This window comes from Bacteroidota bacterium (assembly GCA_016699695.1).
Taxonomy (GTDB): Bacteria; Bacteroidota; Bacteroidia; order Bacteroidales; family UBA10428; genus UBA10428.
This window is the reverse complement of record CP065006.1, coordinates 3,197,157-3,211,813: the sequence shown is the minus strand read 5'-3', so window position 1 is coordinate 3,211,813 and position 14,657 is coordinate 3,197,157. Positions and strand designations below refer to the sequence as shown.

At 43.4% G+C, this 14,657-nt stretch carries 11 protein-coding genes; all 11 read right to left on the bottom strand.

The annotated features are described in order from the left end of the window. Window positions 1-74: 74 nt before the first annotated feature. The gene (locus IPM71_13380; protein QQS50561.1) at window positions 75-803 is read right to left on the bottom strand and encodes a transposase; all 729 of its coding nucleotides are present in this window, start codon (window positions 801-803) and stop codon (window positions 75-77) included. Continuing rightward, entirely contained in the window at window positions 773-1,417 is a 645-nt protein-coding gene (locus IPM71_13375) for a transposase (GenBank protein QQS50560.1), read from the bottom strand. Before IPM71_13375 ends, IPM71_13380 begins: the two co-directional genes overlap by 31 nt. A gap of 116 nt (window positions 1,418-1,533) precedes the next feature. After that, on the bottom strand, window positions 1,534-2,421 hold the full coding sequence (locus IPM71_13370) for a KilA-N domain-containing protein (GenBank protein ID QQS50559.1): 888 nt from the start codon (window positions 2,419-2,421) through the stop codon (window positions 1,534-1,536). A 224-nt stretch (window positions 2,422-2,645) separates the two neighbouring features. Then, on the bottom strand, window positions 2,646-3,896 hold the full coding sequence (locus tag IPM71_13365; GenBank protein ID QQS52843.1) for a GTP-binding protein: 1,251 nt from the start codon (window positions 3,894-3,896) through the stop codon (window positions 2,646-2,648). A gap of 66 nt (window positions 3,897-3,962) precedes the next feature. Further along, window positions 3,963-4,868 (bottom strand): sulfate adenylyltransferase subunit CysD, encoded by a 906-nt coding sequence (gene cysD / locus IPM71_13360; GenBank protein ID QQS50558.1) that lies wholly within the window; start codon window positions 4,866-4,868, stop codon window positions 3,963-3,965. Between the two features lie 167 nt (window positions 4,869-5,035). After that, window positions 5,036-8,176, bottom strand: coding sequence for a T9SS type A sorting domain-containing protein (locus tag IPM71_13355; protein QQS50557.1), 3,141 nt, complete (start codon window positions 8,174-8,176; stop codon window positions 5,036-5,038). 17 nt (window positions 8,177-8,193) lie between these two features. Next, on the bottom strand, window positions 8,194-8,439 hold the full coding sequence (locus IPM71_13350) for a hypothetical protein (protein ID QQS50556.1): 246 nt from the start codon (window positions 8,437-8,439) through the stop codon (window positions 8,194-8,196). After that, window positions 8,436-8,813: a hypothetical protein gene (locus tag IPM71_13345; GenBank protein QQS50555.1), complete on the bottom strand. Its 378-nt coding sequence runs from the start codon at window positions 8,811-8,813 to the stop codon at window positions 8,436-8,438. Before IPM71_13345 ends, IPM71_13350 begins: the two co-directional genes overlap by 4 nt. Before the next feature lie 95 nt (window positions 8,814-8,908). Next, window positions 8,909-9,616 carry a DUF5011 domain-containing protein gene (locus IPM71_13340; GenBank protein QQS50554.1) on the bottom strand — a complete coding sequence of 236 codons (708 nt, stop codon included), beginning with the start codon at window positions 9,614-9,616 and terminating at the stop codon, window positions 8,909-8,911. 22 nt (window positions 9,617-9,638) lie between these two features. Beyond that, window positions 9,639-11,168 (bottom strand): SusD/RagB family nutrient-binding outer membrane lipoprotein, encoded by a 1,530-nt coding sequence (locus IPM71_13335; protein QQS50553.1) that lies wholly within the window; start codon window positions 11,166-11,168, stop codon window positions 9,639-9,641. 217 nt (window positions 11,169-11,385) lie between these two features. Beyond that, window positions 11,386-14,562 (bottom strand): SusC/RagA family TonB-linked outer membrane protein, encoded by a 3,177-nt coding sequence (locus IPM71_13330; protein ID QQS50552.1) that lies wholly within the window; start codon window positions 14,560-14,562, stop codon window positions 11,386-11,388. Between the last annotated feature and the right edge of the window lie 95 nt (window positions 14,563-14,657).

The following is a 14,657-nucleotide window of genomic DNA, read 5'->3' as shown; positions in this document are numbered from 1 at the left end:
GAAGCAAATCAACGCTTACTTTGTAATCTGTTTACTTTCTTGCATTAATTAGTCGTCCCTTAAAAAGTCACTTTTTACGCTAAAGGATATTTTGAGATCAAAATAATATCAAAAGTTCTTTGAAAAATTGTTTCAATATATTGGCATAAAATATTCTTTAGATCTGCTTTAATTCTTAAGAGCATTTTCTTCAGATTAAAAGCAGTTCCTGCCATTATTGTGTTGACTTTGTCACCTAATTCACCCTTAAGGTAGTTGCGGATCATACGATGATCATGTTTCAAGTGGCCTATTACGGGTTCTATTCCGGCTCTGCTTCTAAAACGTTTTCTGGCCTGTTGTTTCTGATATTTTGTGGCAGAAGAAGGTAAATGTTTTGGAGTATGTATTTGTGTGTCTGCAACATATTTCCTTCCCCGATAACCCCTGTCAACAATGGCTACTTTTGGGCTATAAGCAGCAACCCGTTGAATTTGTGCTAATTGTGGATCCAGGGTATCTCCATCGTAAATGTTTTCATTAAATGCCAGGGCTCCAACTATTATCCCACTCTTACGGGTTTTTACAATACTACTTTTATTTCCGAATTCGTAAGGTTTTGCTTCCTTTCCTTTTGCTATGCATTTTACATGAGGTTCATGGATGCTGTATATCTTGTTCTTTGTATCTCTTTGTTGTTGTAGTATTTGTTGAAATAGTTCGAGCCTTGGACCATAAAAATTAAGTTGATCATCAGTCATTTTTCTTTGCAAATCTCGTACAAGCCGACCGGCTATGGTTTTAATCTTCCTGGCGGCTGCCATGGCTTTCTTTTGCGTTTCGGATGAGTTCGAAAACGTTGATCTATCATTAATTGCTTAACTGTGCGTTTATAGGTTTGCCTAAGTGGTATGTCGGCAGTTTTAGCGATTGTATTGCACTTATCTATGATTTTCTTATGCAACTTGGTATCGGTCGGAAAGGTGATATTTTTTTCCTGTACAGTAGTATCAATCAGCACTTCTTTTTCTTTGGCTTCTTTGCCAAATATGTCAATGGATAACTTCAATAATCTTTCGGCTCCTTTTTCACCTATCCGCTTTCTGAAATGCACAAACTCACTGGGATCGAATGGTTTATCAGTCTGAAAATTAGTTTCTCCGGTAAAATATTGCCAATAAGGATTTTCAACCCATCTATCCACAATATTCTCATCACTAAGGTTATAGATGTACTTGAGAAGGACAAGCCCAATCATTCTTCGTAAAGGAACTGAGGGTCGTCCAAATTCCGTGTAATACCCTTTAAAATCATTCGTCACTGATTCCCAATCAATTCTGTCTGCCAAAACGCAGATTTCATGATCCAAATTAATAAACTGTTTCAACGGGGTTCTGAAGATGCTCAATTGAGGATGCCTTTCTGTTTTTGCCACCATTTTGCAAAGCTTTTCAGCAAATTATCAAATTTCTTGCAAATTATATCGCCTTTCTAGGGAAAATTATCAACATAACATGTTAATATACAATAACATAATGTCATTTTAAGGGGTGACTAATTAGTCAGTTTCTTTTGTTGTTCAATGTATATATCATCAGCAAGTTTTTTCAAGGCTTTTAAAGCATTCTTTTTATCCAGAATTTCCAATTGATAAACAGCCATTTCACGCAATTGCAAAAATCTATCCACTTTTTCAATTCCTTTTCTAATCAATTCTGCATTGAGGCTTTCAATGTTTGATAAAACTGCTAACTCATTAATGCTTGCAAAGTCTCTAATATTTAAATCCTTTTTTGCTTGTTCAGGATTTATTTCCCGCCAATCTTTTGCAGTACAATTAAATAATGCAACATTCAATAAATCCGCTTCTTCTGCGTAAATTAACCATTCTTTGTCTTTTGTGTAATTTTTCTCCGGTAAAATGTGTTTCTGAACAGCATCAGTTTGAATATGATAATTTGCTTTACTTAAAAGTCGTTTTACACTCCACTCAAGATTATATTGGTTACTTTCAATCTCTTTATACCTCTGATATTCTTTAATCAGGTAAAGTTTGAAAGTTGGACTGATAGCTGCTCCAAATTCAAATGCGATATCTCGATGTGCGTAGGTTCCACCATATCGACCCGATTTCGATATTATTCCAATCGCTCCAGTTTTTTCAGCCCATTGTTTTGGACTTAATACAAAAGTAGGTAACCCAGCCTCTATTTTAAAGTGGTCAAATTCGGCAACTTTAAAACTTGGATTATACATTGTTTCCCAAGTTCCAAGAAATTCAATTGTGGTTCGAGTTCTAATCCAGTTTTTAATTACATCTGCTGCTCTATTATCACCATCTTTGGATTTTGCCATATCGGTCAGACAAATGTAATCTTCCTCATCAATTTTAGTTATTGAAATAATTGCGTTTTTTATATCAATCGTACTTATTTTACTCATAATCAAAATATTCCAAAGTGGTCAAATTCGACCACTTTAAATTTTACATTTTTTCAAAGGTACCCTTTCTGATTTTGATTTAAAAAATAATCTACAAATGTCTATAGGGTGTCTCCAGGCATGAAGCACAACTCAGATAAAGAAACTTCTCTATATATACCCTTCTGTAATTAAAAAAAGTTTTATCGCTTTTCCCATCAACCCCTATTAAGCAGTAATAATGCTTAATCCACAATCATTCCGGCACATACAGTATTGTTGGTGGCTTCGTCCACCAATATCAGGCTACCGGTAATGCGGTTTTTCTCATAGTCGTCAAACACCAGGGGCTGAGTGGTACGTATAGTCATTTGCCCAATTTCATTGAGGCCCACTGCTTTATCCTGATGGTTCTTTTCGAGTGTATTGATATCAATCTTGTAATCGATAGATTTAATAATGCATTTCACTTCTTTCGAGGTGTGCTTGATGGTATATTTGCCGCCCGGAACCAGCGGTCGCTCGCTCAACCAACAAAACCTGAAAACAATATCCTGGCTTACTGTAGGAAGGTTATCCTCTCCCACAATCATATCTCCGCGGCTAATGTCAATTTCATCGCTTAGCCGAATGGTTACCGATTGAGGCGGGAAAGCTGCATCCATTCCAACATGGTTCATCATGTCGATGGATTTAATGGTAGTTGTCAAACCGGAAGGAAGCACCGTAACCTTGTCGCCTGGTTTGGCAACACCACCGGCAATGCGGCCGGCATATCCACGATAATCATGGTAATCGTCGCTTTGTGGCCGGATAACATACTGAACCGGTATGCGCAAATGGCTGAAATCGCGGTCGTTGGTTATGTGCAAATGTTCGAGCAGGTACAAAAGCGTTGGTCCTTCATACCATTTCATTTTTTCTGAACGATCCACCACATTGTCGCCATTCAGTGCGCTGATAGGTACAAAACGGGTATCTTTAACATTGAGTTTGTCCGAAATGCTTTGTTCGTAATCTTTGCGTATGCGTTCAAAAACCTCTTCTTTGTACTCGACAAGGTCCATTTTATTGATGCATACAATTACGTGTGGTATTTGCAGTAATGACGCAATAAACGAGTGACGAAGTGTTTGTTCAATCACTCCTTTTCGTGCATCGATGAGTATGAGTGCAGCATTGGCTGTGGAGGCTCCGGTTACCATGTTGCGGGTATACTGCACATGGCCAGGAGTATCGGCAATAATAAACTTACGTTTGGGAGTAGCAAAATAGCGGTATGCTACATCAATGGTAATACCTTGTTCACGCTCGGCACGCAGTCCATCGGTAAGCAATGCCAGGTTCACATAATCTTCCCCCTTGTTGATACTGGCGCGTTCAATGGCCTCCATCTGATCTTCGAAAATGGCCTTGCTATCGTACAACAGGCGGCCAATAAGGGTGCTTTTTCCATCGTCTACACTACCTGCGGTAGTAAAACGAAGGAGTTCCATATTCAGATATCCGGCTTGATGTTCCTGGAATTCAGACATTTTTCTTTGCTTTAAATAATTTCACGATTAGAAATAACCTTCTTTTTTGCGGTCTTCCATGGCAGCTTCCGAGCGTTTGTCGTCGGAACGGCCTCCTCTTTCAGTGGTACGCGTAGCGGCTACTTCATTGATAATATCTTCGAGGGTATTGGCCTTCGAAAGTGTAAGCCCGGTACATGTAATGTCGCCAATGGTGCGACAACGAACATCTTTCTCCACCAATTCTTCACCGGCTTTTAACTGCATAAAGGGTGCTTTAAACATCCACACACCGTCGCGGTTAAAAACAGGACGTTTGTGGGTAAAGTATAAATTGGGAATTTCAATGTTTTCCATGTAAATGTATTGCCATACATCCATCTCAGTCCAGTTACTGATGGGGAATACCCTAAAATGCTCGCCCATCTTCTTTTTTCCGTTAAACAAGTTCCACAATTCGGGACGCTGGTTTTTGGGGTCCCATTGTCCAAAATCATCACGATGCGAAAAAAAGCGTTCTTTGGCACGGGCTTTCTCCTCGTCGCGCCTGCCGCCACCCATAGCTACATCGAGTTTGAGCTCGGCAATGGCATCAAGCAGGGTAACTGTTTGTAGTGCATTGCGACTGGCATTCACACCGGTTTCTTCTACTGCCTTTCCTGCATCGATCGAATCCTGCACATAGCGCACATGACATTGTACTCCATATTTTTCAGCCAGCTCGTCGCGAAAATCAAGGGTTTCCTGAAAATTATGGCCGGTATCGATGTGCAGCAAAGGAAAAGGCACTTTAGCCGGCCAGAAAGCCTTGCGCGCCAGGTGAAACATCACAATTGAATCCTTTCCGCCTGAAAATAGCAAACCAGGCCTTTCGAACTGTGCAGCTACCTCGCGCAGCACAAACATCGACTCCGCCTCCAACTCGCGCAAATGGTTTATATCGTATTTTTCCATAGAAGAATAATGGTTATCGCGTTTCGTTCTCTCTTTTTTTTCGAAGCGCAAATATAGCAAAACTGAGGCAAAACACTAATACGAATTTTTGCAGATTGAAAGGAAGATTTTTTTGTGCTACATACTAGTAACTTATACTAAGAGACGTGTTTGAAACCATTAAATTCTTACCGGATAATAAGCTTGCAGGAGGCTTTTCGATCCCTTTCTCTTTTCACTACAATATAGGTTCCGGGTGGCAAAGAAGAAACATCCATTCCACTTTGAATTGCCTGTTCCAACTCTATGGAAAGTAATTGTTTTCCAGAAAGACTATAAACAACCACAGCTCCCTCCTGTTTATGTTCCGAAACAGATTGAATAAAAAAATGGTTTGTGGCCGGATTGGGCCATATATTAAACGTGGTACGTTCTTCAATTTCCTTTTTGTGGGTAATGAGTAAATCAGCTGTCCATAATCCACGGCCATGTGTAGCAGTCAAAATCTGGTTGTCGACTACATCAAGTTGCCAAACCGATACGGCAGGCAATCCGTTTTGTGCAGGGTGCCAGGTTTGTCCATTGTCGACAGACTCAAACAAACCAATTTCGGTAGCTGCCCATAGTATATTGGTGTCGAAGGGCATTACCAACAAATCGTTCACTATTACATCTGGAAATCCATTGATGCTCGAATCTCCCTCATGACTGGCAAAACCGGAAATATCTCTCCACGATTCACCGTAATTGTAGGTTCGTAACAGCTTAGGTTTACCTCTTAACGAAAAGAGCAAAAAAGCCTCGGCCGGATTCGTTGGGTGTGAAGCCATCCCACTGAGATAACCCATCTCTGCTTCGCGATAGAGCGATACAGTATCAAAGGTTTTTCCATAATCTTTCGAAAGAAAAATCGACAAATCGGGTTGACTGAACATTCCGCCTCCAGCCCACACCACCGATGGGTCGGCTTTCGAAACTTTTACCTGGTGACTGCTGGTGACTACTTGGTTAATTGCCCAACTCTCGCCCAGCGAAATGAGTTCCCAGGGGAGCGACCCCATTCCAAAGTTGGTGTGGCGGTATACACCGCTATTCCCCACCGCAAAAACAAGGTTGGGATTGTTGTGCGAATGAGACAATTTAGTGATAAAGGGACCCGAACCCAGCACCGATTCGTGCACCCAGTTCCAGTCGGCCCCATAGTTATTCGATACCTTAATGTAATTGTTGTAACTACTTCCGAGCATACGCTGTGGGTACCAAGGGTGCCATAAAGCCTGAAAACCATCTCCTTCGATGCGAAAATCGTAAAGTGAGTATTGGCTGGCCGCCACTCCTTCGGGCGATTGCCAGGTGCCATTGTCCTGCATACCGCCAATGTATTCGTCTTGTCCTGGCCTTTTAGCGGCTCCATAGAATTGGGTGGTGATAAACCCTTTGTTTACCTGTTCCCAGGTGTTGCCATTGTCGGCAGAATAACCCAATCCGCCATCGTTGGCTTCCACGATGCTAAAATTATTGGAGGTGCCGGAAAGAAAAAACTTTATGTCGTGATGATCGACATGCAAATCCTTATTTTTCTTATCGTCGGCCAGCATGGTGGTATAAGCATCGCGGTATTGGATGCTGCCATAGGTCACCATCAGTTTTCCATCCGGCAGTGAAGCTGCATTCCATTGGGTATCTTCAGGTAAGGTAGGCCACAGAAAATAGAGCAGTTTTTGCTGATGGCCGCCCTGTTGGCCAATGATTGCCGAAGGGGTCAAAGAATCGTAGGCAATGGCATGAACAAAAATGTATTCGCGTCCGCTGATGGCATCGTCATATTTTCTTTCAATCAGATTAAAGCTGCCGTCTCTCTCCTGGTCGCGAAACGAAACCATCAATTGGCGGTTGTTGTCGGTATCCCAAACCTCGAAAGGCACTTCCACATAATCGTTGTAAGCATATAAACTGGCTGGCACCCCTGCCCCTTCGCCGGCAGGCACAGTAAAACGGTGAGCTTTTTGGGAACGATTATTTCCAAATCGGATTTCCACGCTCACAAAGTCATCCGGATCTACTTCTGCTTCTTCGTCCAACCCATTGGCAAGTGCTCCACTGAAGTTGGCACCACCAAAATTCACAAAGTGTATTGCTGCCCCTGTGCCTAAAGTATCTACGCGCATTACACTGCGGTTGGCATTGTAGGTCGAAGGACCAAAATCGAGCAGCCCAAGGTATACGCCACCCACAAAAACCTTATTCCTTTCGAGCGGGTGAGCAGCAACCACGTTGTTAAACCATCCCTGGTTTTTATGAAAGTTAGTAAACAAGCCATCGGCATTGTAATTTATCTGCCAGTTTTGTCCGCCATTGCGCGAATGATAGATATGAGTCTGCTGCCCGGGAGCTTCTACTCCGGCAAAAAGATAGGCAGTATCGACAGGACTTACAGAAACTGAAACCCGGTGCACCTCCCCCATACCTTGGTTTGTCACGCTCCAGGTTAAACCTTGATCGTTTGAGCGGATAATCCCCAATGTATTGACACCAGCAAACAATATATTCTCATTAAGTGGATTTTGGGCAATATCCTGCACTACATACCCCCCGGCAAATACTTGTGTCCAGCTTATGCCTCCATTATCCGACCTTAACAAGCCTCGGTTGGTAGCAGCCAGCAAAATATTTTCGTCAGTAGGACTTACCCACAGTTTGTTTACATACCTGAATCGTTCATCATTTAAGGTACTCTCGAGCGCATTCCAACTCTGTCCTTTGTTGGTTGATTTATAGATACCATTTCCACCCACCATGCCTTCTCCTCCAAAACCCTCGCCGGTTCCGGCATAAATTACCTGGGCATTTGACAATGATATAGCTAAAGTGGATGTAGAAAGATTGGGCAGATCAGGTGTAAGGTTTGTCCAGGTAGCACCTTTGTCGGTCGTTTTCCAGATTCCTCCACTTACGGTACCGGCAAACCAGGTATTGCCGCTGGTATCGTCCGGGTCAAAAATTACTGTACGGGTTCGTCCGCCTACATTACCAGGCCCACGCTGAACCCAGTTGTATTGTTGTGACGATTTAAGCTGAAATTTTGAATTTTCTTTGGATTTGGTATACTCCCGAAGGGCATAATTCAACTCGTAATGTAACCCTTCGTCAGACAAGGGTGTGGTTATCTGTTTAAAATAGCTGTAATAGCCTTTAGGCTGATCAAATCCGGGTTTGGGTGTGGAAAGGCTAGAATAAAAAAATCGAAAGAAGAATACTGCAATGATTAGCGCCAAACCTGGTAAAGTAATTCGCCAAATTGTTTTTTTATTTCGAAATAAACGAATCATAAGAAAGTCCCTTCCAATTAATTTTCTACCTCTTCAAAGCCTGTTCGCCGATAACCCATAACCATAATGGTATCGACCAACGAATAGTAAGCATCGTAAAGGCCTGCCCTGAAAAAGATAATTTCGTCGATGTCTTCAACCTCAAAAGCAGGATTCTCGAATGAAGCCATGGCCAAAGAATAGATAAAATTTGCCAGAATATAGTTCTCATTCACATAGCCATCGATGCTAACCGATTGAATTCCATAGGTATTGTCATTCAACAAATCGAGCTGGGGGTATTGATGGCATATATTCCTGTATCGCCCTGTATTTCGGCCCGTACACGCAAATTGCTATTGTAAAGATTATCCAGAATCAGGGATTTTTTGCGGTTAGGGTCGAGCGCGGTAACCAGATCGTAGGGGCCACTTATTGGGTCATTAATGGAGTCGCCATGAAACTGGAATACCACCCAGTTGCCTGCCAATTTGTTCGGATATCCATTGGCATAGTCAATAGTTTCCTCGTCGTCGGAACAAGCCAAAAGCATAAATAGGGCTGCGATTAAATAACCAGCAAACTTCAAAGTAACAAAAGTTCTCGACTGATCTTCTGAATCTATCTTCCAAAACATTCTATTTCCTTTTCTTCTCATTCGGCTTTCAATCATATTGTTGAAATCAACATTTTGTTAATGGTCTCTTTTTCACAAAGAAACCTACTTCCCATTGGTTATTTTAAAGAAGCAGATTAATCCAACTTCTTTTGCCACACAATGTCCACTTCAACCCCCTGGTAAGGTTCATCGAGCAAAGCAAGCGTCCAGGCCAGTGAGCTGAGGGTATATTCTCCTTCGCGATCGGCCCAGGAGCCAAAATCGCCCTCACCATGCACCAGCACCAGGGTATGGTTGCCCAAATCAACAAGCTTTCCTTTCATCTCTGCATCGGGGTATCCCATTATGTCATTGCAGGTATAAAGCCCCTGTGGATGCGTTTTTACAAGCTTCATCTCAGCCTCTTGCCCAAAACCAGAGCTGGTATAATGACCGGATAAATCGTTGGCTGTTACATCTTGATAAGTTACCGCCACAATGCGCTCTGCAGTTCCCCAAATACCATCTTCGTTCTGGGCAAAGTACTGGATGGTATACACTCCAGGGATGCTTAAATCTACCCTACCCTGTGAATAAACCAACAATTCCATGTCATTCGCAAATGCTCTGGCACCTTTATCGGTATATTCGGCCGAATCTTCAGTCACAAACGACTCAAAGCCTTCACCTTCCAATTCAAATTCAGGAAATTCCGAAACATGCGAAACATCGGCTGTTTCATTCCAGGGTTCACAGGCCACAATGATGAATACAAGCAAAAGAAACAACCAGGCTTTATGAAGCAAACTTGAGCCAATTACCAAGGCTGATTGTATTGTTCTATGTCTTTCTTGTCTTTTCATCGGACTCTTCTCAGTCTCTATTTTAGTTGTTTAAAACATCCCACCAGACAGGTTCCCACACCTCTTTTTTTGCAGGAGTATTTCTGTTGTTGGCATATTCCGATTCGGGAAAAACCAGCCTTCGCGGAAACCGACCACTGGTTGCGTTGTTTACCGACAGGGTAAGCTCACCCGGAATATAGGCAGTATTTTCTGCAGGCACACTACTTTTCGTCGGATATCCTGTACGGTTCGATTCAAAAAAAGTCTCTAAATTCTGAATACCCGACAGGGAAAGCCATTTTTGAATGGCGATGGCCTGTAAATATTCATCGGTTTCATTCCCTTCAGCAGGAAAGGCATAAACACCCCGGTAAAACTGCTGAGCCAGGCCGATAACTCCGGCATTCGAAATGGTGCTGTTAAGTATCATTGCATAGGAAGCTGTAATGGCTTTTTCATAATTTTCCCTTGCCTCCTGATAGGTTCCCACCTGATAGCGGACAATGGCTTCTGCCTGAAGCAGGTAGGACTCTGCATCGCTCATTAAAAATACCGGCGCATCGGCCCGCATAACGGGTTTTGAAAAAGACGAACTATTCGTCCCCGAGGGTTCATCGGGTGCAAAAAAGTTACCTTGCACCAGGGCCTTGTGCTCACCCCCCGAAGCAGGCAATTCAAACAAAGCATCTAGTCTGTCAAAATCGCGATTTTCGATTAAGAAGCTATAAAGAGTAGCACTTAAAATAAGGTTAGGATTTTTACCAAACACTTGGTATTCTGTTTCGTAAAGAGGGTTTCTTCTTCCTGATTCGTTCGTATAGATGTGCAGTGCAGCGCTATTGTCCAAAAAATCGGGGTTCGAGGCATACAGTTCAATAATCTTGTCGCGCGCCTTTTGTGGGTTCACTTCCGACTGACGCAGGAAAATACGAAGCTTCAGGCTGTTTGCAAAAGCGACCCATTGTTCCATATTGCCTTCAAACACCAGGTCGTCTGTAGCTGGATTTAACAGATCATCCTTTTCGAAATCCTGTGCAAGTGCAAGATCAATGCGGGCAATCAGGCTGTCATAAATGGCTTCGGCTGCTTCGTATTTCGGTTCTGTATTGCCCATGCCTCCTTTTAAAGCTTCGGAAAAAGGGATCTGGTTGTACAAATCGGCCAATACCTGGTAGGTATAACATTGGAGCACGGTTGCAATCAGGTAATAATTGAATTCGCCACCGGCCCTGGCACCAATGCGCACTTTCTCAAGGTTCACCAGCGCCCCGGAATAAAGTTCTCCAAACTGGTTTTCGTCAAAGGTGCTGCTGTTGATGTTGTAGGCATCAATGCCGCTGTATTGTGAGGCACCGGGCGATTGGGTCCAGTGCTGCGACCAAAGCGCCCCAAGCACCTGGTAGCGGCCGCCCATGACATAGGCAAGGCTGGAGGTACCGGCAGGAAGCAATTGCTGGTAATCTACCTCCAGGGGAGCATCAGGATTCTGATTGACATCCAGCCAGTTTTCGCAGGAGAGCAGGCAGATAACCAAGAAAAGGGTAGAAAATATTTGTTTTGTTTTTATCAAGTTGAGTTAATTAGAATGTGATAATGTGATAATGTGATAATGTGATAATGTGATAATGTGATAATGTGATAATGTGATAATGTGATAATGTGATAATGTGGTAATGTGATAATGTGGTAATGTGATAATTGGTTAATGGTTAATGGTTAATGGTTAATGGTTAATGGTTAATGGTTAATGGTTTAATCGTCCAATTGTCTAATTGTCTATTTTGTTCTTAAAAATCCACCTTTACAATAAAATTAATACTCCGTACCGAGGGTTGAGCCCCATATTCTCCAAAGTCGGCACCAAGGTCGTTGCCAAAGGTTGTTAACTCCGGATCGATGTATGTTTGAGCAGCCGGTGTCCACAACCACAGGTTCTTCCCGGAAACACCCAGATACAAGTTTTTAATATGAATGCTGTTTAGTGAACCTGCAGGCAGAGTGTAACCAAAAGTTATCTCGCGAAGCTTTACAAACGATTTATCGATAAAAGATGCTTCATCAATTTGCGAACCTCCATTTCCCCAATAATCTATCAGCCTGACTCTATCGATGGGAGTTGTATTTTCTGCATAAATGGGTTCATTCAAGGCATCTCTGCCAACCTCATACACCGAGTTGGGAATGATAAATGGCTGGCGGTCGTTGTAAAGAGTTTCGGGCACCGTACCTGCCCAAAGAGTGATGTCGCGGGTGCGTGAATACATAATGCCCCCCATGCGCACATCGAAATGCACCAGTAAACTTAGACCTTTGTAGCTAAGCGTATTGGTAATTCCTCCAAAATAATTGTATTGCGAATTGCCAAAGGTTTTCAATTCACTGTCGGCCACCGGGAGCCCCTGGTTATCGACCACCATTTTTCCATCGGTTGTATACTTTGGTCCGCGTCCCTGAAATACCCCAACAGGCTGCCCCGGAATAGCCATCCACTGAATCTGCTGTCCGCCATCGACACGCAGCGCATTTAATTCAGCCTGCTCCAGCTCATTGTTGAGCGACAAAAGCTTGTTGAAATTTTTTGTGAAGTTAAGGGCTATTTCCCAAGCAAAATGCTTTTGTTGCACAGGCACCACACGTAGAAGCGTTTCGATACCCTCGTTTTGCATGCTGCCCAGGTTTTGCATCTGGTATTTGTAACCCGAGGTGGTGGCAAGAGGAGAAGCCCAAATCAGGTCGTCGATTTGTTTGTGGTACCATGCCGCATCGATAGAAAGTCGGTTATTGAAGAAACGAAAATCCATGCCAAACTCATATTCGGTTGTCATTTCGGGCTTTAACTGCTGATTGCCGATAAAGGCACCTGCTTCGTAGGCGTTCACCCCTGAAGCCGTCGGAAAGGCAAAATATCCAAAACCATCGGAATGTGCGGCCTGGGTATACATCGGATCGACAAAATAAGGCGGCGCATCGTTTCCGACCCTGGCCCAGCTGGCCCGGATTTTTCCGAAAGGAAATCTTTTATGCACACCAGGTAAGAGTTCTGTAAATATAAACCCTAGGTTTACACCGGGGAAGAAGTAAGAATTATTTTGTTTGGGCAAAGTAGAGCTCCATTCATTTCTGGCTGTTAAGGAAAGATAAACTAAGCTACGATAAGAAAAGTCGGCAGCGGCATACAAGCCAATGTTGCGCACCATCGAAGAACTTTCAAAACTCACCGGACTCACTGTGCTGTTTGATAGATGCGGAAAGTCTTCATTTTGTTGAGAACTGACAGAAGTACCAAAACCTCCTGCACTGCGCTGGTTAACAGACTGCCCCCCAAGGAGCGAAATATCATAATTGTTGAGGTTTTTTGCCCATTGAAGAATAAGGTCGCTATTGATTTGCTGGCGGACAAGACTCGAACGGCTGCGCGAACCCGCGTCGTACACCGAAGCAAATTCATTGTTGCCCTGAGGAATAACAGCGGCACGATATGCTTCGAGATTTTCGTTGCTGATATCAGCGCCCAACCTCCACTTGAGTTGCAAGGCAGCCGGAAGAGAAAGATCGAATTCAAGGCTTCCATAGACACGGTCCTCGGTATTCTGGTTCCCGTTGTTAACCAGAATGTGATAGGGATTGACCGTATAGAGCGAATAATGGTTGTCTATGGTATTAAACGGATTTTCGAGGTCTTGCTGCTCGATAAGGCTAATGTCGCGCGGTGTTTGCATCACTTGGTTGTATACCGACGATTCGCCCTGTCCGGTAGGTACAGAGCTGTTCTGCTTTCGGATGTAATTGACCGAAGCCCCTATTGAGGCTCGCTTTCCCACCTTTTGTGTGCCGCGAAGCGAAAAAGTATGCTTTTTATACCGATCGGCATCGGTAGGGAAAATCCCATCCCATTGCAGGTTGGAATAAGAAAGGTAATAGCTGGTCTGCTCGCTTCCGCCCGAAACAGAGAGTGAATGGCTCATGCTCCTGCCCGTTTCGAAAAATTCCTCTACATTGTTAGGCAAAGCACGGTACGATTTCACACGAACCGTTTCATCGACCATATGACCCCATGGCCTGTATCGGTTGTCGAACCTTGGACCCCAGCTCATGTTTTCGTACAATACCGAGTTGCCATAAATGCCTTGTCCATACTGGTTTTGGTATTCCACTAAGCGTAAAGGCGATTCAAAGCCTACTGAGCCTGAATAGCTTACCAGAGCAGCTTCTTTTAACTTTCCCTTTTGGGTAGTAATGATTATCACCCCGTTGGAGGCTCTGGAACCATACAAAGCCATTCCCGAAGCTCCTTTGAGAAAGGTTACCGACTCTACATCGTTTAGGTTGATATCGTTTATTTTGTTGCCAAAATCAGTTCCTCCATTGATGGAAGCCGTGCCTGTTTGAGTGTTGTTCACCGGCACCCCATCGACCACGAACAAAGGTTGGTTGCTTCCACTAAGCGAAGAAATACCACGCATGAGTATGCGCGACGAAGCCCCGGGAGCGCCAGAAGCCGAAGTAATATTGACCCCCGCAACCTTGCCTTGCAGGGCATTGAGCATGTTTTTCTCACCCGCACCAGTGAGCGCATCGTTCCCCACAGCGGTAGCAGCATAACCCAGACCCTTTGATTCTTTCGAAATACCCAGTGCTGTCACCACAACTTCCTCAACCTGGTAAAGGGCTGGTAAAAGCACCACATCGATAACGTTTCTGTTCTCAACAGCAAGAAGCTGGGTTTCCATGCCCACAAAACTAAAGGAAACTTTTGCTTGTGGCGAACTGATTTCAATCTGATAAACCCCATTGAGGTTTGTTACTACGCCCCGCGTAGTGCCCACCTCCACCACTGTTACACCAGGCAGAGGCTGCTTTCCTTCATCGGTAACCACACCCGACAAAGAAAATGTCTGCGCCATTGCCTGAGAAACAGGAAAAAGCAGAATACTAATAATAAGAAATGACAGGTATGGCCTCACAGAAATTCGGTTGAAAAGTCAAAACTAATAAAAAGGAGAGAGAATTAATTCTACTTTAACAGATTAAACAAAACCCTTGTAAACATTGATATTTC